Origin of the sequence: Cohnella lupini (genome assembly GCF_003386205.1) — a bacterium.
Classification (GTDB): Bacteria; Bacillota; Bacilli; order Paenibacillales; family Paenibacillaceae; genus Cohnella; species Cohnella lupini.
In genome coordinates, this window is record NZ_QRDY01000004.1 from 1 (window position 1) to 23,036 (window position 23,036).

A 23,036-nucleotide genomic window follows, 5' to 3' on the forward strand; every position below is an offset into this window, starting at 1 on the left:
AAAGTCTAATTCGGCGTAAAACGGTGAAAATCATAGGAATACTAAGTGCACAATCGAATAAGAGGTGCGCTGTCCATAATACGGGGGTTTACCCGTCCATACCATACCCCTGTCTTAAGTTTAAAGGAGTCTGAGCTTGTAGTAGGAGCATAATTATCCATGAAGGTTTGAGCAGTATCGGTAGCAGATATGATCATAAATTTGAAGTAAGTTCTCATTATTACCCTAGCGTTCTCGTACCTTACTAACGAACTCTCAGGATCAGCATACCCTTTCGTAACTACTTTGTTCTTCTTCACCCAGCTAACATAATCCTCAATTGCACGACCAGTTTCAGCATTATAGTAATCTCCACGGTCATGCATGTTAGACATCAAACTACTGACAAAAGCTGAACTATTAATAGTTTTATAGTTAATATTTAATTGTGCAGCGTAATATTGTCTAATATGTTCTGACCACTGGTCGATGTACTGCTTCTCAGTAAACTCGGACCCATCACTCATAAACTCTTTGTTAGACAATTTGCTAATTGCTACATTTTTTACGTTATAAAATTCAGAAGGAACATCAGAAAGCTTATTCCAATCTTCAGATACTTCATTACTTAACTCTCTACCCCATTCGTTTACCTTAACTTCTCCGCTTGCCACTTTAGCGGCGTAAGCAGCGTCGGTTACCAGAACGGAGTAAGCATCTTTATCAAACTCTACAGTAGACTCCATAGCCTCACTTACAAAACGCAGTGGAACCATAGTACGTCCTTCGTAGATCTCAGCTGCAGTATCCAGTTCTATGGTGGTATCGTCAACACTTACCGTCGTAGAACCTACGGGCAAGCTAATTACTTTATCCTTATAGTTAATGACAACGGTCTGAGTCTTGCCTTCCCACTCTACTTCTCCGCCAAGCTTCTCGCTGACGAATCTTACAGGGACCATCGTTCTGCCGTTAGTGTCTACATAAGGCTCGGTATCCGGAAATCTAACCTTCTGGCCGTTTACGATGATTGGCAACATGCGAAGGTCTTTTCCTGGTGAAGCGAATATCGACGTCCCCCCTATAACTACACTTACTGCAATTACTACTCCAATGATTCTCTTATACATTTCGACATCTCCCCCTATTTCTGATCTAGTTTATAATATATGGATAACACTTACAAATACTTAATCGGATAGTAAGCAACAGGCTTAAGAGGAAACCTATATATCGGGGTCGCATCGATTAATGTTTGCGGATACCAAAAACTGCCGAATAAGTTTCATCCGGCAGTCTCGTCGTCATATTACTTGATTACTTTTGGAGTTACTTCTTTCTTAGGGTATCCATAAGTGTATCCAGCCAAAATTGTCATATAACCGCTAACTGGCTTCAACTTCATTTCGATAACATGCTCTTTTGTAAGAGTTGTATAAGTCATGTAACCAAAATCGACTGAAATAGACTTGTTATCTACTGCTGCTTTGATAACCTCAGGCATGTCAGTCTGTAACGAAGAAAAGAGGTAAGAGGTCATCCCCGCATCTAAAGACGGCATTTCTCCATACACATTGCTATTGTTAAATTCATTCCAACGCTCTTCGACGTACACGTACATGTCATCGCCATAAGTTTCCCAATACTTATCATCAGCATAGTCTACGTTAACATAGTCTTTCCCTACGGAGAAGTGCGTATTAGTGAAGTAAGGACGAATAGTAGCTACACCTTTAAGAGTTAGTATTGAGTAGTTCGCTTCATCGAAAATTCTCTTCATAGTCGTGATCGCTTGTTCTCTAGTAAACTTACCTTTATAGTCAAAAGAGCCATTAGCACCTTCCATAAGGTTAAGGTAATATGAATTTTCTACGGCCGGTTGTGCCCACTTAGCGATTTTAGAGTAGTCACTATAAATCTTCTTCAGTCCTTCTTGAGCGTAGATAGTGCCAGAACTGTAATGTACAGTATTGATCAACATAGTAGCAGCTTCTTGTCTAGTAATCTGAGAATTAGGAGAGAACATCGTATCCGATACTCCATTGATAGCTCCAATAGCAAAAGCTACTTTGATGTAATCGCTGTCAGTATCTTCGAAATTCACATCAACTGTTACTCTTTCTAAGAAAGAATCTATAGTCCACGAAACATCGGAGCCATCATCCTTGTTCGTCTTGGCTAAGATAGTTTGCACGAGCAGTTCTGCAAACTCATCCCTAGTAATGGGACTTTGATATTTAGACTGCAACCGAGTAGGTACCAGCCCTTCAGAAATAGCAGAGGTTACGGCCTCTTTAGCCCAACCAGACGGACCTGTTACAGCAGTAGCTGCAAAAGCCGTGGTCGCAGTGAAGACTGCGGATACAGAAATAATAAGGGTGATTAGTTTTTTCATCCTAATAAACTCTCCCGTCCTGTATCCTTGAATTAGTGTGTTCCGAAGACATCTAGATCGTCAGCTGATGATTTGGATATTGAATACACGTTTATTACCGGATGTGGCACATTTGCAAGAGACCTGACAGGAAAACCTTTTAATCTAATAAAGCCATTGTTGTTAGTAGATTCGTACTGAAGAACAAATGTTTCCCCTATGGCTTTAATATCCGCAGTCATTAGAAGCACCTTAGTCGTACTCTTTCTCAATTCGTCAATATTAGCTTTAGTCGGCTCTTTACCTTTCTCGACTACTACAGATGATGACGGTAATGCAAAGCTATAATGCCATCTCTGAGCCTGCTTTTGATAGAGTATTTCAGGTAACTTAAGGCCTGGATTCTTATCCCATCCATTGGTCATAGCACTTCCAATATATGTTCTATTCCTTCCAGTTGGATACAGTATTTGAGCTGTACCGTAATTATAATTATTCCCGTACGGAGTTCCAGCCCCTCCTACAGTGTCATCCATTCCTAATGAATACTGATACTCAGCTACAGCACTAGTGACCTCTTCTTCTCTAGGACTGACGTTCCGTCTCTTAGATTCCGCAAGCCAATCCAACCCTACTACGTGTTGATATATAGTAGTCGGATCCCAACCAGGAGCAGCAATGCCATTCTTGTTAATTGGCTTATATTGCCCATTGACATCCATATAGATATCAACTGCCTTCAAGTCTCCCGTTTGTAAATCTAGAGCGTAGTAGTAAGGAATGATCTGTAGGCTGTCATAATAATTACCTATGGTTTGGATGTCTGACAATGTGCTATATCCTAAACGTATAGGTTGCGTAACAAGAGAAGGTATATTATTATTCTTTTCTGGAGAAAGGGGAAATGATATAGGCTCTTTCAAGCTTAGATGAGCTAGCATACCGTAAGTATCTAAGTATCCTCTAGCTTTAGTAAGCGGTTCCCCTCTTATATCAAGAGTATCTCCAACAATTTCATTTTGTTTGGTCAAATCTACTTTCTTGACTATGTTTTTGATTAACCATTGAGTAGGATCTAAAGGCATTTTGAATAAATTGGAATATCTAAAGTCCTCCGTATCCTGAATAGTCATATTACCTATACGGCCCACAACGTCAACATTATACTTCTTACTAGCGCTATGCTTTGCTTGATAGTTGTCATACCTTACTTTGTTAGTGGTAGCTTCGTTATCTTCTTCTCCGTTGATAGCTATGCTTTTATACTCAACTAAGGCGCTCGTCCTCTCGTTATTGCCTAGCGGTACGTAGAAATCGAATGAACTCTGGGCAACGGGAAGATCGATCCATTCATCGGCTGTATACATAGTTCCGTCATATATGACATTAAAAGCGAATTTTACTGCTTTCTCTTTAGTCCACTCCGTAGTGTCCATGTTATCCACAAATCCTTTGCCTCTGTCGGATGTAACATTAGATATTCCGTGTGCACCATTCCCATAGAAGTTTCCGCTATTAGGGAAGAATATGGTGAAACCGTAATCTAATAGTATGAATTTTCCAGGGGTGTACGATTTGCCTCCTACAGTAACATCAGCATCAGGATCTGTTGATATAGGAATAAGGATGTAAGCACTATCGGGAGGTACAGATTGTCCTGGATCAGTCATTACATTAGCCTTAATAGTAGGCGTTCCAATAGCTGGAGTTCCTGGCGTAGTAATCCTAACAAATCCGTCTCCAGATTGTCCGGTCTGCGTACCTCCAGAAGGACTAGGCATAGATGAGTTTCCTGGTAGATTAGACTGAGCGGTTAATCCTGGAGATACATAGTTAGTCCCACCGAATGACCACCTTGCGTCATCTCCATGTCTAACCTGACCTCCATAATATCCGCCTCCACCGCCTGCTTCATCATTTGGATAAGTAGGAGAGTGACGAGATGTATCACCGCTTTCGCCTGTTCCTAAGCTATCCGTTAACTTTGCAGATCCACCATAAGCAGTTCCATTACCAGAAGTGTCTCCTCCACCTCCGCCTGCTACTACTAACTTAGATCCACTTGCAGTTGCTGTCTTTATCTTGACATAATCAACTTGAATGTTACCTGAGTTTAGACCATTAGCTAAGTCAAGTCGCAGATCGGTTATATTTCCGGCCCATGCGCCATGAGTTCCTATGTTTACTGTATAGATCTTATAATCAGCATCCGAAGGTGTCATGTTAAATCCTACTACGTAGCTCTCTGACCACGTTGAGGCGTAGGTGCCCATAAAGTAAATAGCTCCGCTAGTATTAGCTGAATTATTCTTAACTCGTATTTCTACTACATCAGAAGAATTTGCTGCATGATTAGAAGGCGAGGTGAAGAATGAGTTATCAATGCCTGTTGCATATACTTGATTTATAGGCATAGTAACTTTATCTGTATAGGAAGTACCTCCGTCTAGCGCTACGTCAGACGCTCCTCCACCTCCGGAACCAGCACTGCCTACCCCAGATCCTCCTCCGTTATATCCTCCTGCTTTAGAACATCCATCACAAGTGTCGATAGTGCTGGAGCCATTTGTCCCTTTACCTCCTACTCTTATAGTTAATTTATCTCCAGCGTTTAGATTTAACTTGCCAGCAGAATACCCTCCGTTGTTTGAAGTCACTGTAGATGCAACACCGCCTTGAGCTCCCCAAGCCTCAATAGTGTATGTACCTGCTGATGGCACTGTATAAGTGTCAGGTGATCCTGTATAAGAGAATGTCTCAGTAGTCGAGGGCTTAGCCGCAACATAATCTGGATTAGGTATATCTAACTCCTGGAAAGTAGGAGGAGTAGGCACAAATACATAGCCTGGCTTCAAAACTCTCTCGTATTCTATTACAGGAGTAGAAAGATTCCCACCTAGATTAACTGACGCATCTGTCCTTTGATCCAGTTCTTCAGGTAAAGTCTCGACCATTGCAAATTCCGTAGATACAGGATTGTGAATCACAATATCATTTACTTTGCCATGCATTGGAGAATAAGCACTGACATACGATTGCCCTGCTTGATTGTACTCGCCGTCTACTCCAATAGAATATTTTGCTGGCTTACCCGCAGGATTGTGATTCCACTCTACTTTGTAAAATACAGACGACTGACCTGTAACATATAGCCCGTTAGGTATAGTATCCGTGACGTTCAAAGCAGTGTTCATCAATCTCATAGGAGCTGACGGTCTTGGTGGTTTGTTAATGCCCGCAGGTATACGATCGAATACGGTACTTAATGCATATCCAGCTCCCCCAGAATATTTACTGGATGGATTAGAATAATTTCCGTTATAAGATCCTACCTTGACATTATACTCATTCCACTTGGCTGCAGAATTAGGATTGCTAGTCCACATTTTATCAAAACTAGTTTTGGGAACTACCAATGGATCTGTCTGTTTAACTTCTGGAGATTCCTTCTCGAAATACATGACAGACTGATCTCCAGTTGATGTCTGAAGGATCAAGAAATCGGATACCGCCGTTACCAATACCCGCTCGTCTCTCCTTTCCTTAAATACTTTCTTCTCGTTCACATAACTATCGGAGTCGCTATTAGAATCTCTGTTATCAGAAGGACCTTCGTTCCACACTACATTGTCATGTTGATCACTATAACTAGAATATCTAAGCCTTCCTGCTGCACTCGTATTACTAGCTGCTACATTCTTAAATAATGTAGGGTCTCCTTGTGTTACAGTAGCCGTTACTTGATCTGTACCTATAAGTCTTACCATACCGTTTACTTTGGATCTATCCAGCTTCCACACTTGCGCCTTTACTATCTTCATGTAATCGAAAGTAGAAGTTTGAGTCCAAGTGTCCGTATACCCACCTACCATTACATCGTGGCCGCCTGAATACATACATTGGTATGTTGGTCCTGGTATAGCTGCTTTTGCCGGAACATATCCGGGCTGACCTGGTGTACCTTGAGCTGGTTCAGCAGGCACTTTAGTATACGTACCCGTCTTTATGGTAACAGACTCAGTGAATCTCGCTCCCGACACGTCTTCAGCGAATCTAGCCGTATTACAAGTAGGTTGAGTATCTTTAACTATAGGACCTTCACTAGGTGCTATAAACTGCCCGCTTTTTACAGGTGTAAAAGTAGACGTGTAAGTACGAGTGGCTGTAGCATTAGGGACGTACTCGGTCTCTATGTCTACGATGAACTCTGAACCACCAGAAGAGAAATACAGATTTCGGGTCGTCGGAGTTCCTGCCATAGCTTCGAAAGTCTCATCGGATCCGGTACCAGTTAAACTAGGCGATCCTTCCTTAATCTCGGACCAATACTGAGGGGTAGATGTATAGTACCCATGATCAGTAACAGGGGCTTCTGGTCTCTGGAATTCTATCTTAGGAGATACTACTACTCCCCCGGCACAGCTTACAGACTGTTTATCCCCCGTAACTAGATTAGTTGAGACTATAGATACCGAAGTGTTGTATTTAAATATTACTTTCTTACCCGGCTCAATAGGGTAATTCATTAAATTGTCATTATAGCTAAGGGTCTTAGTCCCTTTTAAATATGCTAGTGCATCTACTGCACTGACCGCAACTTCTGTGTCCCAATCTGGACTCGTTCCTACTTTCTCCCATATTGGCGTTGCCCCTGTATTCCCTGTGCCATCAGGTACTACATCTGTGCGCCATAAACGAACATATACTTTAATATCCTTTTGTGAGGCTAGATAGGCTGTCCAATCTGCTATGGAGGTGTTGCTTTCCTCCATTTTTATTTGTATTGGAATTTTCTTGCCTAGCTTAGCGTTCTCTATCTTTCCCCCTAAAGTACTTTGTCCAGGTATGACTATTTCTTGACTACATAGACACTTATCTAACTCTTTATATAAAGCTACAATTCTGAGACCTCCATATGCCATAGTAGGATTTCTACTGGTTGTCTTAAAGTCCCTTTGAAAATAAGGAGACGTCCCCTTTTCACTACAATCTCCTCTTTCGTCTTTAAGAGATTCAGGTAGCATGTAGGAGCATACTAACTTATATGTCTTTTTATCTTTAGGTGATATGAATGTGGACTCTAGATTTATTGCAGCTGTAGGAGCACTTACTTTGTATGGAGTAGGATCCTCCCAATTGTCTTTTAGTTCCAGCTCTTGATTTGATTCTAAACGAGTCTCTACTATTAACTTATCTTCTCCTCCATAGAAAGTAACTGGTTGATCGTAATACTGCCTAAAGCCAGACTTGTTGGCCCAACCTCGAGCTTTTCTTATGGAGTCCAAAGTTTTGTAGACAGAGCCCGATATAACGCCGTCTACAGTTACATTAAAAGTGGCATTAAAATATAAGGTAGTCTTATCCTGTATACCTATAAATTCTTCATGCTTATCCATTTCTTGCTTGAAAATCTCTTTCTTAAGCACGTAAACAGTCTTCAGTTGCACCGGACTTGTTCCAGTAATAACGTCCTCATAGACTGGTATACCAAATTGAGACTTTTCTATTGAGAAGTGGTTTGATCCTTTCTCAGGTGTACATTCAGCGTGTAGCTTGCTGTATTCTGTTACGATATCCCTATCAGAGCAGATAATATGATCATTGTCCTCCCCTGGTACTCCCTCTTTACGGATTATCCACCCAGCAGTTTGGTACTTAATGTTAGTTGTGGCTTTCTGATTGACAGCTATAAATATAATGTCTCCGGCTTCTACTCCGTAAGGACTTTTATCAGCCTCTTCTTGACTTACAAAATGTATTCCTAACTTCTCTGCGTCTGGAGCTGGAGCACCTGTTGCTGCGTTTACTACTCTTACAGACCAAGGAGAAACTATAGAAGTCATAGTTATAACTACTAGCAGAAGGTAGTTAAGTAGCTTTTTCATCGTTGTTTTCAACTCCGATTCTTACATGTCTATTTACTTGAAGTTAATATAGAGTAGCTGTATCTTCCTTTGCCAAACATACTCTCTGATCCATTTACAGCATAATCTTTCCATTGCATATTACCAGCTGTTGAGTCTAGGGCTACGTCACTGTATCCACCGTACCACACACCAAGCTTTAGTTTTATAGATTCTGAGTACTCTGTTGGATTATAGTTATCTAAGTAAGTCTGGGAAGAATCTACTGCTGATATAATCATATACTTGAAGTAAACCCTCACAATTGGCCTTCCTAATTCATAGCGAATTAAAGAGTTTTCTGGGTCAGCGTACCCTCTAGATACAACTTTATTCTTCTTAGCCCAGACAACGTAATCTTTCATCACAGCTCTAGCTTCAGAATTAAAGTATCCTCCTCTCTCAGTCGTATTCTCCATAAGACTATCTACAAAGGCATCACTATTAACAGTTCTGTAATCGAAATTAAGCTGAGTTGCGTAGTATTGTCTGATGTGCTCCGACCATTCATCTATATATTTCTTAGTCTTACCCTCTGGGGTTACAGCCATGAATTCCTTATTCGTTAAGCCCCAGTTAGTTGTCTTTTTGATGTCGTAGAAAGAAGCAGGCAGATCCGACAACTTGTACCAGTCTTCAGATAATTCATTACTTAACTCTCTTCCCCAATCATTTAATTTCACTTCTCCGCTTGCCACTTTAGCGGCGTAAGCAGCGTCGGTTACCAGCACGGAGTAAGCATCTTTATCAAACTTTACAGTAGACTCCATAGCCTCACTTACAAAACGAAGCGGAACCATAGTACGTCCTTCGTAGATCTCAGCTGCAGTATCCAGTTCTATGGTGGTATCGTCAACACTTACCGTCGTAGAACCTACGGGCAAGCTTATTACTTTATCCTTATAGTTAATAACAACGGTCTGAGTCTTGCCTTCCCACTCTACTTCTCCGCCAAGCTTCTCGCTGACGAATCTTACAGGGACCATCGTTCTGCCGTTCGTGTCTACATAAGGCTCGGTATCAGGAAACCTAACTTTCTGGCCGTTAACGATGATTGGCAACATACGAAGGTCTTTTCCTGGGGAAGCAAACACCGACGTCCCCCCCATAACTACACTTACAACGATCACTGCTCCAATGATTTTCTTATACATAACAACATCTCCCTTGTTTCTGTTTTGGTTTTTAATTTGAATAAATAAGAAACTTTTAATCTATATCGTACTATTTATATATAAATAAGAATATAACAATTTTTCCATATTTGGTGACCGACTCCCCAACCCTCCTAACCCACACCTACCGCAAAGTAGTCGCAGCGGACATCTGGAAACCAAGAGAAACTAGGTCGGGATTCGTACCCGGAAACATGAAGAGCGAGCCTCGAGCGATATTATAGTTAGCCTCATTGATCATTTCCCTATAGCTTTCGGGAATGATGGACGACATTCGTCTGAGCTTGTCGGCATAGTCGTCTTTAAACACCGTTTCCGCACGAACGCCTTGCCAATGCTTCGGTTGATCCACCTCTGTTTCCAATACATCATCCGAGATAAAGATATTTTCAACCAGCACGTTGCCGTCTTTCACCGACATATCCATAATTCTGCGGACGATGGGCTGTGGATCCTCCCCTGTGTAAACCCCGTCCGTCATGTGACAGACAAGTGGCGCTGGACAATCCTGCATACGAGGAAGCTCGTCCCGTAGAATTTGCTCCGCATGTTGGAAAGCCTTGGCGGTATCCGTAAATCGATACGTCTTTAATGTCGGCAGCCCGGTGCTCATCAACTCGTCAATCTTCTTCACTCCGCCGATCAGATCAAACACTTCATCGCTATAAGCGATGATTGCCACGCGGTACCTGGAGGATATACGGCTTCCTTTCGTAGAGCGAAAAACCATCTGCCTTAATGCCACCTGCAAGGAATCCGATACAATATCGATTCGCCTCTTATATCCCTTCATCAGGCTCATTGAGCCGCTAACATCTAAGAGATAGATAATCAGAGCCGGATTACTCGGCGTTGCTTGCGTCGTGTAGAAAGCAGGGTACAATAAATGATGATCCTCGCTCCTCAGCATCAGCGTCTTCGTTACGCTGAATTCTCTATCGCGGTTGGCGATCTGTAGATTCAGCTGTTGCCTGACATCGCTAATATCCTGATATCTATGAGCGGGATTGGGCTCTAGTAATTTACGAACTATGGCAATCAGCTCTTGGGGTAAATGCGAGGGTGCCTTGTCAAGAACCGTGCTATTCTGATAGTAATATTTACCTTCCGATAATAAATAGTACATGACCGCTCCTAAAGCATAAATATCCGTTCTTTGATCGGTTTGCTTGTTCTCGAATTGCTCAGGAGCGGCGAAAGCTATCGTGCCTAGCTGAATCGTATCCGAATGCTTGTCCTGATCGTATTTGCGCGCTATACCGAAGTCGATCAGCCGAATATTGTCATGCTCGTCCACCATCATATTAGCCGGCTTCAGATCCCTAAAGATGATAGGCCGCTCCTGGTTATGCAAATACATAAGGATCTCGCATACCTGCTGCATATATTTCAGAATCGTGTACAACGGGATTCTGTAATTCGCGTTCTCGAATCGCTGCTGCAACGTAATCCCATTCACATATTCCATAACCAAGTAGCAGTTGCCCTGGGCATCAGGCTCGAAATAATCCGTAATCTTAGGAATATAGGGGTGCGTTAGAGTCGTAAGCAAGCGGGCTTCTTCTAGGAACCGTTCATTATTGTGCATTTGCGTTATCTCTTTGATAGCCCAGGTTTTGTGATTCAGCTTGGAGTCCGTTACCAAGTAAACGGATCCCATTCCCCCTCTCGCGATTAGCGACTCCACCTTATATCTGTTTCCGATTACGTCACCCGGCTGCAGCACTGAGTTCACCCTACCTTCACGAAATAATTCAAATCAGGATTTCGGTTACTCGTATTCCTTAACTGGCTTTCCATTATATTTAAGCTGAACGTCGCCTTCATTGTTGAATTGTATCGTGATACCTAGAGGCTTAAGATACTCGGCTACTTCATTTATCTTCTCGTACGTATGTACATCCACCTCGAAGAATAGCTTGCCGTATGTGATCTCTAACGTGTCGTCCTTCTTCGCGAATCCGATATTGTCTATGTCTTTAATGCCTAGCTCGTTCGTGGGATCGTATATTCTCCCGTCCGCGCCGACATAGTTCTTGATAATCGATTGGAGCGTAGAATCAACGCCTTCTTCTTTATGCGTCCATAGATAACCGCCGGTTAATAGCAGCACGAATAATACAGTCCATATCGAGCTTCTTATCATATTTTCGCCACCCTACGAGGATTCAGCTTCCTTTGTGCTTGAATAGCTTGCGAATGAAGGCCTTCGCCTTAGTCTGCTCTTCTGCCCTGGCGCGAATAAGCACCATACTCACGTTGTCTGTCGTACCCAACTCGCAGGCGAGCTGTACAAGTCGATCGCTCACGCTCTGCAACCGTCCGTATTGCTGGATGTAAAGCTTCGTATTTCGTAAAATTTCTTCATCCTGAAAGATCGAATAAAATCCATCGCTGCATAACAGGAACAAGTCATTCAAGCGCACTTGTCCCGTGGCTTGGAATAGTTCCAGCGATTCGTCGATTCCTAAGCAGTGGGTTAACACGTTCCTCCTTGGATGACTATTCATCATGGAACTATGCAGTCGACCTTGCCTAACCTCTTCCGCAACCCAAGAATGATCCATCGAGAGCTGTCTCATTCTCGTCGGGCTCTCATCGTTTGCTTCCGGGGAACCTTGGCCTGCAATGACATAGATGCGCGAGTCCCCGGTATGATATAAGTAATACCGCGAATGAATAATAATCAGGATGGAAAGCGTAGTCCCTGGCGTCATACTCCTCGACCGGCTATAGCCGCATAACTCGTCGTTGATTTTGCGAGTAACATGAAGCATCTCGTCATTCAGCAGGGGGTGCGGATTATCTAAGGCTGCAACCTCATGAATACGTTCTGCCCACCAAGCCTTGACATGATCGACGGCCAATTGACTGGCTTGGTCTCCGGCCCCATAACCGCCCATTCCATCGGCGACAACCGCCAGAGCGCAGTCTTGTTTCGGCCCTACGCTCTCCAATCGCAGGAAACATGAATCCTCGTTAATCTGCTTATAAGGACCTTTATCCGTTGATATTCCATACTCCCAGTATCGCTTGTTCAAGAGGGCTACCCCGCTCTGAAGACGAATTCCGTCTTGACGATTCTGATGACGTCTCCATCTTGAAGCGCATAGGATTTGTGACCCGTCATTTGCTCATCGTTCAATCGGCTACCGTTCTTCGAACCGAGATCCTTGGCATGCCATCCGTCCAATTCCTGCGATATCTCCAGATGCGTTCGGGATACGCCGATGACGTCCTCCACGTAATGAACGACATCTCCGCCGCGACCGATCACTAGCTTCTGCCCATGAATCGGATGCTTCTCCACTTGTCCGTTCTTGCGAATTTCCAAGAATGGCGCAGCTTGGATCGCAGCTTGCTGCGGCGTTAACAGCACGGTTTGATCAGCGGCCGCGGAGCCCAACAGAGTCGTCTGCATGGAAAGATGATTATAATATTGTGGGTCTATTTGCGGCTGCGGAGCCGATGCCTGAACGGGTACCGGCTTAGCTGGATTATTGAATTGAATGTTATTGGGCTCTATTTCCATAAAGGAAGGTGCTTTCTTACTGAAAATGGAGCCTCTAAATTTACTGAAAATATAAGCGCCATCCAGCGTAAGCAGCGTTAGTCCTAAACAAACCAGCATCATTCCTTCGCTTGGATGATCCATGTATACTTTCAAGACCAGTGCATTGGTTAGAATGAGGACTAAGGCCATAATCATTTTCTCTCTTTGCTGCAACGGTGCTTGAACAACTGCCGAGCTTTGATGATCCGGTATACTTGTGGCCGCTACTTCCCTTGAAGCCTTGACTGCCTGCTCCCGAATGGGCATCGATGCGGAAGGCGCTGGAGGCGCTGGTGTTACAGACGGATAGGAAAGCGGACGAATCGGCGGCATCTCGATCGCTTTCTGGTGGTTCCTCTTCAGCAGCTTCTTCAGCTCGCTTACGCTGAATGCCTCATTCCTGCAATAGTTCAATAAGCTTTGAAATCCGTCCCCTTTTACTTCCCTAACGTATCCTATTAAATTCATGGCCAGCTCGCGAAATTGTTCCGCAACGCCCTTCCCTTGCTGTAATGGCTTGATCGGTAAGTAAAGCAGGTAGATATCCTGCAGCTTCGCTCCGATAAATATATAATTTTCCTGTAAAATATACTGATCCTCTAGAAGCATATAGGACTTGCTGTCATCCAGTGCTGTCGCAATCATGAGAAGCAGCTCGTAATATTCTATTAGGCTTAATGAGGAGTCTTGCACGACTTGGAAAAGCGTCCTCTTAGAGGAGAGGTCGTATCTTAGGCTGACTGATAAATCTAGCTCCTCCATGCTGACAGGAAGGAGTCTTGGAATCGTATTCGACTGCAGCATCTGAACTTGTAGGTTGGCGAGCTCCGAGCTTAGAAGTCGTCCGTCGCTTCCCATTACTAAGAAATGCCCGTTATTATGTACATAATCATAGGATATACCCGCTATCTGCTGGCTCATCTTCAACCTCTACCTCCTCTACCGGATGAAATAATAACAAGTCGTAATAACCCCAGGTAACACCGCGTACATAAATGGAAATCTCAGATTATTCTCTTTCGTAATCTGCGTTACGGCAGCCCGATTCCTTAGCAGAATTACCCCGAAGAAATATTTCATTATCCGATTTATTCGCTGCATGAACTCGCGACGGAACAGCAAAATAATAACGCCAATAATTCCCGCGTACACAATGGAGTACATCAGACTATAGAGCACGTACTCCAGCCCCGTTAAAGCGCCGATCGCTGCGAATAGCTTGACGTCTCCCGCTTCCATAGCCTTCATAAAGTAGAGGAATAATAGAATGACGAACCCTGCTGCAGCCGCTAATACCGCATGGAGAAATCCGGTCCAGCCCCCTTGAATGGCATGATAGGCCAGACCCACAGAGACTCCAGCGACGTTCAATACGTTAGGAATTCTGCTGTACATCACATCCGTGTAAAAAGCGACCAGGATAAAAATCCCCAACAAATAGTACTCTACCGGCACTGAGTAACGCCTCTCTTCTATGAAAGCTTCTAAATCCCCGACCAAACCCGTTCCAATGAGGTGGAGCTTAATTTAAGATCATATGAAATAAAAGGTACGATCAACTTATAGGTATACTCTACCTCCACGCCGAAATTCTGTTGATCTCCTCCTAGATTAGGCAGCGTCAATTGAGTGATCTCCAGGTTATTCTTATCGATCAGGGTGGAATCCACGAAGCTCATAACAAACGGCCTCACGGCGTTGTTGAAGGATCGGGTCATATGTGTCTTAGCTTCTTCCTGTATTCTCTTAGTGAACTCTTCCAAGGATTCATTTGCCCCTTGCGCGGGACTCAGTGCCTCATCTTTCACTCGTTCCTTCAGTTCGTTCGTGGCTATGCTTAAGATGTTATCCCTGACGAAATCCGTAATCATGGTACTGATGATCGGGTCTATTCCTTGTTCTTCAATTGATGTCTTAAGTCCATTGGTTATGGGGTCGGTGATGAGTTGATCGATCTTCCCGTCGATGAGTTCACCGGCCTTGTCCGTTCTTGCCTCGGAGCTCGTGGCTAGTTGATAAGCCTCTTGAATCGCTTTCCCGAAAGCGGAATTCTGATAGGTATCATACGCGAGGGATACCGGGTATATATGCGTCGCAACTAGCTTAGTCATTTCGGATGTCGCGTTCTGCAGGGCCATCTGGAGGATGGTCATTCGAATGACCGTGATCAAGCACAACACAAAGGCGAGGAATAAGGGGAGGACCATCGCCGCTTCCAATGTGATGCTTCCCTTCTCGTTCCTGCGGAATTTCATGCTCTCTCCCCCTTAGTAGATTAGATTATTTTGTGATTTTGATAGTATTAGAATGCTCCTCAATACGACATAAAGCGTTGTCCGCTGTCATAGTAGTATCTACTTCCTTGAACTCTTCCGTTCAGCTGGACGGTTTGATTTAAGGCTTCCATTACTCCAGGTAAAAACCACAACCGAACTGAAAATTCCGCCTGCGCGGTAACATAGGACTGATAATCAGTTAATGGCTTTTGACCGGGTAGATTGAATTGAATGAGAGCCTGAATTCTGGCCAGCTTCTTCTTTTCCGAGCTATGTAGCAGTAAAAACAAACGCAGATAATCTTTGTAGCTCAGTTGAAATAGTTTTTTTCCTTGTATTTGTATTAATTCGACTTGTTGGCCCATAAAAAATTGATACATGTCGGAGAGTGCATGAATGACACCATATGCGATAGCCGCAATTAACACTAACAGGGGATGTCCTAAAGCTCTCACCGCTGAGTTCGTAAAGCCCTCCAACGTTCTTAGAGCAAGTCTCACTAAGAACAGCTCTCCGTAGGCTGCTCCAATATTCGCTCCCGGAGATTCCAAGCCGTAAATAATGTACTCTAATCCGGATCCGTTCACGTTGACGAAAGGGGCTATCGTTTCATCAAGCTTCGTTAGATCAACGGGCTTCTTAAGCAAGGCGGAACCGTCAAAGCTATCAAATCTTTGAAAGGCATACTCATTGACATACAACTCGTTGCGCATTGTTTCGAAGAAGTTCCCCAAACCCTCAAACAGACTATCCATCATCGACATCGCATCACCGCCGGCGTCATCCAGGTCATTGCTCGTTGCTACTGCACCTTTGTCGGTATCTTCGGCTTGCTGTGCGATGTAGTTCTTGTAAAATCCGCCCAAGTCCTTATAGTCGTCTATCGAGGAATCTACTAGCTTGATAGCATTTATGATTCCTAGCACTTCGCCAAGACTGGCTTTTCCTGCCGCTTCATTGGTTTCCCCGCTTTTATTATCGTAATTCGCTTTGTCCTCCATCCGTTTCTTTTCCTCCGGGTAACTGTTAGGATCGCTATGCGTATTGATAGCCCCTTCAACACCCTTGTATGTGTTATGAATTTCACTCGCAAACGAATGAATCTCTGATGTGGAAGGCGGTACCCCTGTAGAGCTGTACTGAGTCGGCATCGAAGACGATAATTCTTTTGTGATCAAGGAGACGGCCGCCAGCTTCGTTCTCTCCTCGACAATGTCTTTCTTAATCGTCTCGAAATGCGTATCCGGCAAAATGGTTTTTTCAAGATCTTGAACAATCTGATCCAATCCGCTTTCTACGGCTTTCATATCATCGTTAGCTACGTTGCCAGCCGAATCCGGAGCCTTGGCGACTTTATCGTAATTTCCTTCTTTCGTCGCTGCCATCGCTTTATCGAAGGCTTCCCGCATCGATTGATTGTGCTTCCTTGCCGAATTAAGCTCTTCTTCCGCGTCCAATGACAATTGAACGATTTGGTCAATCTTACCGGTTATATTCTGCAAGAGCTGGTGGGATTGCGATAGATAAGGGTTGACCACCGCGATTGTTGCTCGAATTTTCAATTTCAATTCGTTAATCTCGTCTACCAGCCTAGAGATGTCCGTCGATAGGGACGCGATTTGATTATCCAGTTCGCTGGTATCTACCACTTCGTCTTCTTCGGCGTTACTAATCAGTGCGCTTCTTTGGCTTGATAAGGACGAACGCGCGCTTTCCAAAGAAACTATAGAGGTTTCTTTATCTATTTGGGCTTGCTCCCAGCCTTGAATCTCGATATACCTGTGCCGAATATAATCATAATGATTAGCGATCCCCCCAAGGTTATGGATGGAGCTTAGCTCGCTTGAGCCTGTAAGAAGGGTTAAGGGGTCCAGCTTCACATTCAAGTCCTTCATTTGATCGCGCAGCTCCCAATATTGCTCGAAGCTCTTCTCGCGCGCGAGATATTCCTTCTTCATTTCCTTGGATGCTTTAGTGGCTGCCGATGCTGTCTTCATCACGGTGGCAAGCTTCTTGAATTTGTCGAACAGCTCAACCGTAATCTCGATCGGAGCTTTATATTTCATGTCTTCCAGTATCTGTTGCTGGAGAATGACTTGATTGCCTAAGTCTCCGCTTGCTTCCAATACAGGCGAACCCGACAGTGCCGTGTCTATTAACTGAAAAGAATCCTCCGTGGGAGTGCTTCGCAGGTTCTGCTTTAGAATGTCCGTAAGCAACGGTTCCAGCTTATCTTTATCGACTCCGAATAGGCCGTACTTGCCGTGCAGATTCTTATCGAAAGCGCCTAAGACAGAGCGAACTGCAGCTTGAACAACCATATCGCTCTGCCTCTTCGCCGCTTGTATTCTGGCAAAGTCGATGAGCACCGCATTAAACAGAAAGACCGCCGCAACTATGCTAATGAGGAATACGGAAACGGATCCTCTCTGATTACGTTTGAATACCTTCATGCTACACTCATCCTTCTGCCCTCTATTTCTTCGTCTTGGTCAATATCGAGGTGACCGCGGATTTCGCCGGAGCCCCAGGCTGGGATAATTTCTTGCCTAAATACATGGCAAAGTCGACCGTTCTAATAAACTCCGTCGGTTCTGTCACGAATGAGCTAGCTTCGGCTTCTACCAGCTCTTGTCGGAACCATGATTTCACAAAGTCGGGCATTTTCAATGGGTTTTCCAAGTGAACGGTAATTTTTCGCTTATAAAATTTATTCTCATAGCTGATTGAGCCGCTGACTCCCTTCGGCAAAGTGGTTACCGCTCTCTGAAGCTTGTAATTGACTAAGCTCGAACTGCGGCTAGGAGCGGATCTATCGCTGGCAGAGATGCTTAGTTCCTTGGCATCGACGGCTTCCTTGAATTGAAAGGTGAGAACGTCCATCATATTGAAATCGTTAAAGCGCCAATATAAGCCATCGTTCTGGAGCTGCTGTTGGGTCCCCGGATCCTTCTCGTAAGGGTTGAACTCGCCCGTAATGCCATCCCGGTAGGTGTTATCCCATACCCAGGAAGCACGCTTCGCCGTCGTATCGGCTAGGTAATACAATGTAGATTTCTGGTATACGTACAAGCTCATGAAGATCAGCAGGATCGTAACGAGAAAAACCAAAGGAAAAACCAGGGAAGCTTCGATAGTGAAACTTCCCTTTTGGTTTTTGATAAAGCGGAATGAGTTATTTTCACTTATATTCAATGGAGTGCCACCTATTAATGGTTTGGGGCATCAATGCCCTCATCAGCAGAAGGATCAATTCCATCCAGCTTTTCGTCTGTACCTTCCAGAAGCCTTTTAACCCAAGAGATAATATAATCCTTAAATACAACGGCAATAATGACAATGACTGCAATAATCAGAATAATCTCCAACGTGCCAATCCCCTGCTCGTTCTTCCAAAACCTCTTCATCCCATCCACTAATCGTTTCATGTAAACCCTCCTGATTGATTTATATTATTTCATCATCATGATTGCAGGCGCCGCTACGACTACCATGACAACCATGAAGATAATAACCATCGGAAATACCATCTTGGATGAGGCCTCTTCCCCCAACGTCCGGGAAATCGCTTTGCGCTTCTCCCATAGACCGCGGGCTAATTGCTGTAGAGCAATTACGAACTCCTCGCCGCCGCGGCGGTAATTCAATAGAACCGTCGTCGTGAATACCGTTACCTCCTGCATCGCGCAACGCTTGCTGAACTCCTCCAAGGCTTGAGAGAAGGAATAATTGTTCCTTAACTGCCTGGCGACCTCTTCCAGCTCCGTGAACAGGGGGCTCTTACTCGCGTCTTTCGCCTGCTCCACGCAATGCAGAATGGCCTTCTGCACGGTTTCCCCCGCGTTGACAAGCAACGTAATCTTATTCAGGAATTCGGGAAGCTCAATGAGAATTTCCCTTTGCCTCATTCTGATTTTCTTATCTAAATCCCGTGTCATGAAGAGCGGGACTATAACTATCAGTACGAAGATAACGAGAGACAACGAGATGTCCCCATCCGATGCCAGTCCCAGCACGATCGAGACAATCAGCAGCAGGATCATGAAGGAAACCAGTTGCGCGATAAACATCCGGGTATGCTGTAATCCGGTTTTGCTTCCGTAGAGCAAGATGATTTTCTGGTGGACTTTATTGACTTGACTAGGAAGCCTCTCCAACACTCTAAGCTTGTCTACCGCATACAAAGACGCGGGAGCCATGAAATCCAGCTGAAACTTGCCCTTATATTCCTCGATAAAATCCTTGTACTTCCGCCCGGCTAGAAGGAACAAGCTGCCGAATAGCACTCCCACGACAACGAGCAATCCCCATAAGATCGACAGCATCGCTTCACACCCTGATATTCATAATTCGTTGCGTAATCCAATAACATCCCACTAATACAAGCAATGCCGCGGTCATAATGACATAACCGACTCCGCTATGAAGAGGTGCCATATAGTCCGGCGAGCTTAAGGTTAGGAAAGCAACAATAATAATCGGCGCGAAGCTGAGCGCCTTCGATTCAAACCGCTTCTGGGCCATCATGACCGATATCTCTTGTTGAATTTCCAGCTTATCGCCGATAATGTTTGATGTTCTGCGAATAATTTCGACGAGATCCCCGCCCGTTCGTTTACAGCTGATGAACACATCGGCGAAGTTCTCGATGTCCTCGACGCCCGATCTCTCGCTGAAGTCCGCCAGTGCGCTTTCCATAGGTTCACCGTTCTCGATTCGATGAATGATGACCTCGAATTCCCGGATAATATGCGTTCTGGGATCGGGATATAGCAGCCTCAGATCCTTTACCGTTTCCTCGAACGCATTCTCAACCGATCGGCCGGCGCTTAACGAAGACGATAAGGAGTAGAGCGCTTGCTTGAATTGGAAGTTCAACTCCGTCTTCCGCTTTTCCAGCAGCTTTTTCCGCTTTGCACGTGGACTCAATAAACCAAGGCAAGCTGTCACACTTGCTAATAAAACGTTGTTGTAGAACAAATACCCTAGAGCAAAGAAAAGCGCGCAGCCGACTACCCATGCTTCAATCCGTTCCCTGGACGATAGCGTATATTCCGAATATCGAATCAAATCTTCGCCCGTAGGGAGCTTGGCCTTAACGGGGTTGTCCTTACCATGGCTTACCATATCGGACTTCTTCTTTGCCGGGATATCCGATTCGTCGGTACCCTTGCGCTTTCTTCGATCCAGCAGGACGAGCCCGAGCCATATGACGGCACCTGCGGCTATCGCAACAAGTACGATATTCATGCTTCTTCACCTCCAAGCGAGTTTATCGAGCATTCAATAGGCTAATCCCGCCATTCGAATCTTCAATGTATTCTGTAAAGGGTTACCCGAGGGCTTTAAGCCACCAATCACTTTACCCTCGGGGCTCTCCCCCTCCTCCTCGAATACATAGAGTGGATTCAGTTGGATTTCGCCGTTGACGACACCCGTAATTTCGCTTATTTCAACTACCCTTCTGGACTTATCCCTTAGCCTCGACAGATGTACCATGATGTCGATAGCAGAGCTAATCTGCTTGCGTATGACTTCTACGGGTAGCTGAACTCCGCTTAACACCATCGTCTCCAAGCGGCTGAGCATATCGTAAGTATTGTTGGCATGGCCCGTCGACAATGAACCGTCATGACCGGTGTTCATTGCTTGCAGCATTTCCAATGCTTCTCCTCCGCGGACCTCGCCCACTACGATCCGGTTCGGCCGCATCCGCAGGGACGACTTAATCAAGTCCCTCATCGTAATCTCGCCCTTGCCTTCCGTATTGGCGTTACGGACCTCTAGGCTGACTAAATTCGGTACGCTGCGTATCTGGAGCTCGGCCGAATCCTCTATCGTAATAATCCGTTCATCGGCGGGGATGTAATTAGATAGGGCGTTCAAGAAAGTCGTCTTCCCCGATCCCGTTCCTCCGCCGATGAAGATGTTGTACTTGGCCTTGACTAGCTTCTTAAGAAACTCGGCAACCTCTCGGCTTAATGCCCCACGCTGAATAAGATCGTCTACGGTCAGCGGATTCTCGGGGAACTTCCGGATCGTCATCGTCGGACCCTTCATCGCGATCGGGGGAAGCACCACGTTAACCCTCGAACCGTCCTTCAATCTAGCATCGACGATCGGGGAAGCCTCGTTAACGACCCTATTGACCTTGCCTACGATAAGCTGAATAATATCCTCCAGCTTATCTTGGCTTTCGAACTTCCCGGGGTGGCGAAGTACATGCCCCTCCCGTTCGATGAAGATCTCATCGAAATTATTGATCATGATCTCGGTAATTGATTTATCGTCAATCAATGGCTGCAGCACGTCTAAGCCTCGAAACGAGTTAAATAGGCGACTGACGAACTTCTGCTTCTCTCTAATGGTTAAATACTGGCCCTCCGAGAAATGAAATACCGCATCCTCGATGACTTGAAGCAGTTGGTCGTCGGAGGTAGAGTTAGACAGATCCAGCCTGCTCCTTACCGACTCTCTAAGCTCTATGAACGACTCATCCGAAACCACGACCATCACCTCATTTGGCTTGTGAGAACAGGGACGTTAAGAACATCGCCTGATGATTGAATTCCCGGGAAGCAGAGAGCTGCTGCCCCTGAGTAACGTTCTTCCATTGCGGAATGTACGGAAGATAACCTTGAATATCGAATAAGTCCGGCTCGGGCCGATTAGCCATACTACCCGTGTACTTGTTCACGACCATATGTATTTTGCGATGCAAGGCTTGATAGAGCTCCGCATTCTCGCTCCGCAATGCGGTAAGTGCCGCTTTGGTTTTGTACATGCATTGAATATCGTCAAGCAAGAGGAGCATGACTTCGTGAGCGTATTCCAATGCCGCAATCGTCCTGGCGTGGAAGTTAGAGTCGCAGTCAATAACCACGTAATCGTAGGAATGCGAGCTTACGATGATATCCAACAACCCCCGCACATCCTCGCGAGAGACGTCCTCTATTTCCTTCAAATGGGTGAGCGGTTCGAGGTAATGCAAGCCGCTTTCGGAATCCGTCTTCCTGTATTGCTCGAGCTTCGAAGCCGCTTGTTTGTTCCCCGACGTAATGTAATAGAGGATCTCGGCCAACTCTTGATTAGGAACCGTACCGAACCACGCCGGGGAAGAACTTACGGTTTCTAGGCTTAAGTACAGCACTTTATTCCCGCCTAGCGACAGCTGTCTAGACATATTAATGGCTGCTGTTGTTTTCCCGCATCCTCCTACAATGGAGTAGAAGGAAACCACCTTCGTATGACCGTTCCCCAGGGCTTGCTCAACTACGACTTCATGCTTGTCCAAATACATAGCTTTCGCCTTGGTGAGAAGCTGATGGATCGGCTGATACTTAAATAAGGACGGATAGCGCTCCGATTCCTTCGAATATTGGCTCGAAACTAACAATATAACGTTATCTAATGTCGTCCATGACACATCTGCAGTTAAGAAATCCGGCTCGACCAGTACGACATGAGGGATGGACTGCGTATTCAAATAGGTCGCAAGGTTATCTTTGCTAGAGAAGGCTCTAATCGTTAACGCCGATGCGAACTCGGAACTACGGACGAATCGTAATACCATCTCCAAATATTCCGTATCCGGGCCAGCGAGCACTACAGTTAATCTTTCCATCTCCTTAGACCCTTTCCGCTACAGCTTGGCCACTCCGCCGGAAATCAAAATGAGCGACATGATCGCTAATATGATGGCAACTCGTTTTTCCTGCTTTTGCTTATTCAGCATAAAGACCTCCGTTAGCATCGTTTTCGTTACTTGGTAACAAT

At 44.9% G+C, this 23,036-nt stretch carries 17 protein-coding genes and 1 pseudogene; all 18 read right to left on the reverse strand.

Annotated elements, in window-relative coordinates; all coding sequences use genetic code 11:
• Nucleotides 1-41 precede the first annotated feature (41 nt).
• The 18 genes and pseudogenes from DFP95_RS09120 to DFP95_RS09200 all read right to left on the reverse strand — a co-directional run bounded on the left by DFP95_RS09120 (nt 42) and on the right by DFP95_RS09200 (nt 22,884).
• Nucleotides 42-1,109, reverse strand: coding sequence for a copper amine oxidase N-terminal domain-containing protein (locus DFP95_RS09120; RefSeq protein WP_115992311.1), 1,068 nt, complete (start codon nt 1,107-1,109; stop codon nt 42-44).
• Between the two features lie 179 nt (nt 1,110-1,288).
• Nucleotides 1,289-2,374, reverse strand: coding sequence for an S-layer homology domain-containing protein (locus DFP95_RS09125; protein ID WP_115992312.1), 1,086 nt, complete (start codon nt 2,372-2,374; stop codon nt 1,289-1,291).
• Nucleotides 2,375-2,406: 32 nt separating this feature from the next.
• Nucleotides 2,407-8,238: a glycine rich domain-containing protein gene (locus DFP95_RS09130; protein WP_115992313.1), complete on the reverse strand. Its 5,832-nt coding sequence runs from the start codon at nt 8,236-8,238 to the stop codon at nt 2,407-2,409.
• 29 nt (nt 8,239-8,267) lie between these two features.
• Nucleotides 8,268-9,410, reverse strand: coding sequence for a copper amine oxidase N-terminal domain-containing protein (locus DFP95_RS09135; RefSeq protein ID WP_115992314.1), 1,143 nt, complete (start codon nt 9,408-9,410; stop codon nt 8,268-8,270).
• A gap of 145 nt (nt 9,411-9,555) precedes the next feature.
• On the reverse strand, nt 9,556-10,341 hold the full coding sequence (locus DFP95_RS29285) for a vWA domain-containing protein (protein WP_245987533.1): 786 nt from the start codon (nt 10,339-10,341) through the stop codon (nt 9,556-9,558).
• 93 nt (nt 10,342-10,434) lie between these two features.
• Nucleotides 10,435-11,166 (reverse strand): annotated as a pseudogene (locus DFP95_RS29290) (serine/threonine protein kinase); the annotation flags it as partial.
• A gap of 36 nt (nt 11,167-11,202) precedes the next feature.
• Nucleotides 11,203-11,577: a hypothetical protein gene (locus DFP95_RS09145; RefSeq protein WP_115992316.1), complete on the reverse strand. Its 375-nt coding sequence runs from the start codon at nt 11,575-11,577 to the stop codon at nt 11,203-11,205.
• Between the two features lie 22 nt (nt 11,578-11,599).
• Nucleotides 11,600-12,472, reverse strand: a complete 873-nt coding sequence (locus tag DFP95_RS09150; protein ID WP_181907334.1) for a PP2C family protein-serine/threonine phosphatase — start codon at nt 12,470-12,472, stop codon at nt 11,600-11,602.
• 5 nt (nt 12,473-12,477) lie between these two features.
• A complete protein-coding gene (locus DFP95_RS09155) occupies nt 12,478-13,905 on the reverse strand; it encodes a DUF6382 domain-containing protein (RefSeq protein WP_115992318.1) in 1,428 nt (475 codons plus the stop codon).
• A gap of 18 nt (nt 13,906-13,923) precedes the next feature.
• Nucleotides 13,924-14,439, reverse strand: a complete 516-nt coding sequence (locus DFP95_RS09160; protein WP_115992319.1) for an A24 family peptidase — start codon at nt 14,437-14,439, stop codon at nt 13,924-13,926.
• Between the two features lie 29 nt (nt 14,440-14,468).
• Nucleotides 14,469-15,239, reverse strand: a complete 771-nt coding sequence (locus DFP95_RS09165; protein WP_115992320.1) for a TadE/TadG family type IV pilus assembly protein — start codon at nt 15,237-15,239, stop codon at nt 14,469-14,471.
• A 59-nt stretch (nt 15,240-15,298) separates the two neighbouring features.
• Nucleotides 15,299-17,713 carry a hypothetical protein gene (locus DFP95_RS09170; RefSeq protein ID WP_115992321.1) on the reverse strand — a complete coding sequence of 805 codons (2,415 nt, stop codon included), beginning with the start codon at nt 17,711-17,713 and terminating at the stop codon, nt 15,299-15,301.
• 22 nt (nt 17,714-17,735) lie between these two features.
• Complete coding sequence (locus DFP95_RS09175; RefSeq protein WP_181907335.1) at nt 17,736-18,455, reverse strand: TadE/TadG family type IV pilus assembly protein; 720 nt, start codon at nt 18,453-18,455, stop codon at nt 17,736-17,738.
• Nucleotides 18,456-18,469: 14 nt separating this feature from the next.
• Nucleotides 18,470-18,688 carry a Flp1 family type IVb pilin gene (locus DFP95_RS09180; RefSeq protein ID WP_115992323.1) on the reverse strand — a complete coding sequence of 73 codons (219 nt, stop codon included), beginning with the start codon at nt 18,686-18,688 and terminating at the stop codon, nt 18,470-18,472.
• Nucleotides 18,689-18,712: 24 nt separating this feature from the next.
• Nucleotides 18,713-19,585, reverse strand: coding sequence for a type II secretion system F family protein (locus DFP95_RS09185; RefSeq protein ID WP_115992324.1), 873 nt, complete (start codon nt 19,583-19,585; stop codon nt 18,713-18,715).
• Nucleotides 19,586-19,589: 4 nt separating this feature from the next.
• A complete protein-coding gene (locus tag DFP95_RS09190) occupies nt 19,590-20,510 on the reverse strand; it encodes a type II secretion system F family protein (RefSeq protein ID WP_115992325.1) in 921 nt (306 codons plus the stop codon).
• A 33-nt stretch (nt 20,511-20,543) separates the two neighbouring features.
• Nucleotides 20,544-21,767 (reverse strand): TadA family conjugal transfer-associated ATPase, encoded by a 1,224-nt coding sequence (locus DFP95_RS09195; RefSeq protein ID WP_245987497.1) that lies wholly within the window; start codon nt 21,765-21,767, stop codon nt 20,544-20,546.
• A 10-nt stretch (nt 21,768-21,777) separates the two neighbouring features.
• Nucleotides 21,778-22,884 (reverse strand): AAA family ATPase, encoded by a 1,107-nt coding sequence (locus tag DFP95_RS09200; protein ID WP_115992327.1) that lies wholly within the window; start codon nt 22,882-22,884, stop codon nt 21,778-21,780.
• Nucleotides 22,885-23,036 lie beyond the last annotated feature (152 nt).

Coding starts and splice junctions, on each gene's coding strand:
- DFP95_RS29285 (WP_245987533.1), bottom strand. CDS start 10,341: ATGCTGAGGAGCGAGGATCATCATTTATTGTACCCTGCTTTCTACACG.
- DFP95_RS09125 (WP_115992312.1), bottom strand. CDS start 2,374: ATGAAAAAACTAATCACCCTTATTATTTCTGTATCCGCAGTCTTCACT.
- DFP95_RS09185 (WP_115992324.1), bottom strand. CDS start 19,585: ATGCTGTCGATCTTATGGGGATTGCTCGTTGTCGTGGGAGTGCTATTC.
- DFP95_RS09165 (WP_115992320.1), bottom strand. CDS start 15,239: ATGAAATTCCGCAGGAACGAGAAGGGAAGCATCACATTGGAAGCGGCG.
- DFP95_RS09120 (WP_115992311.1), bottom strand. CDS start 1,109: ATGTATAAGAGAATCATTGGAGTAGTAATTGCAGTAAGTGTAGTTATA.
- DFP95_RS09170 (WP_115992321.1), bottom strand. CDS start 17,713: ATGAAGGTATTCAAACGTAATCAGAGAGGATCCGTTTCCGTATTCCTC.
- DFP95_RS09180 (WP_115992323.1), bottom strand. CDS start 18,688: ATGAAACGATTAGTGGATGGGATGAAGAGGTTTTGGAAGAACGAGCAG.
- DFP95_RS09130 (WP_115992313.1), bottom strand. CDS start 8,238: ATGAAAAAGCTACTTAACTACCTTCTGCTAGTAGTTATAACTATGACT.
- DFP95_RS09200 (WP_115992327.1), bottom strand. CDS start 22,884: ATGGAAAGATTAACTGTAGTGCTCGCTGGCCCGGATACGGAATATTTG.
- DFP95_RS09135 (WP_115992314.1), bottom strand. CDS start 9,410: ATGTATAAGAAAATCATTGGAGCAGTGATCGTTGTAAGTGTAGTTATG.
- DFP95_RS09145 (WP_115992316.1), bottom strand. CDS start 11,577: ATGATAAGAAGCTCGATATGGACTGTATTATTCGTGCTGCTATTAACC.
- DFP95_RS09190 (WP_115992325.1), bottom strand. CDS start 20,510: ATGAATATCGTACTTGTTGCGATAGCCGCAGGTGCCGTCATATGGCTC.
- DFP95_RS09155 (WP_115992318.1), bottom strand. CDS start 13,905: ATGAGCCAGCAGATAGCGGGTATATCCTATGATTATGTACATAATAAC.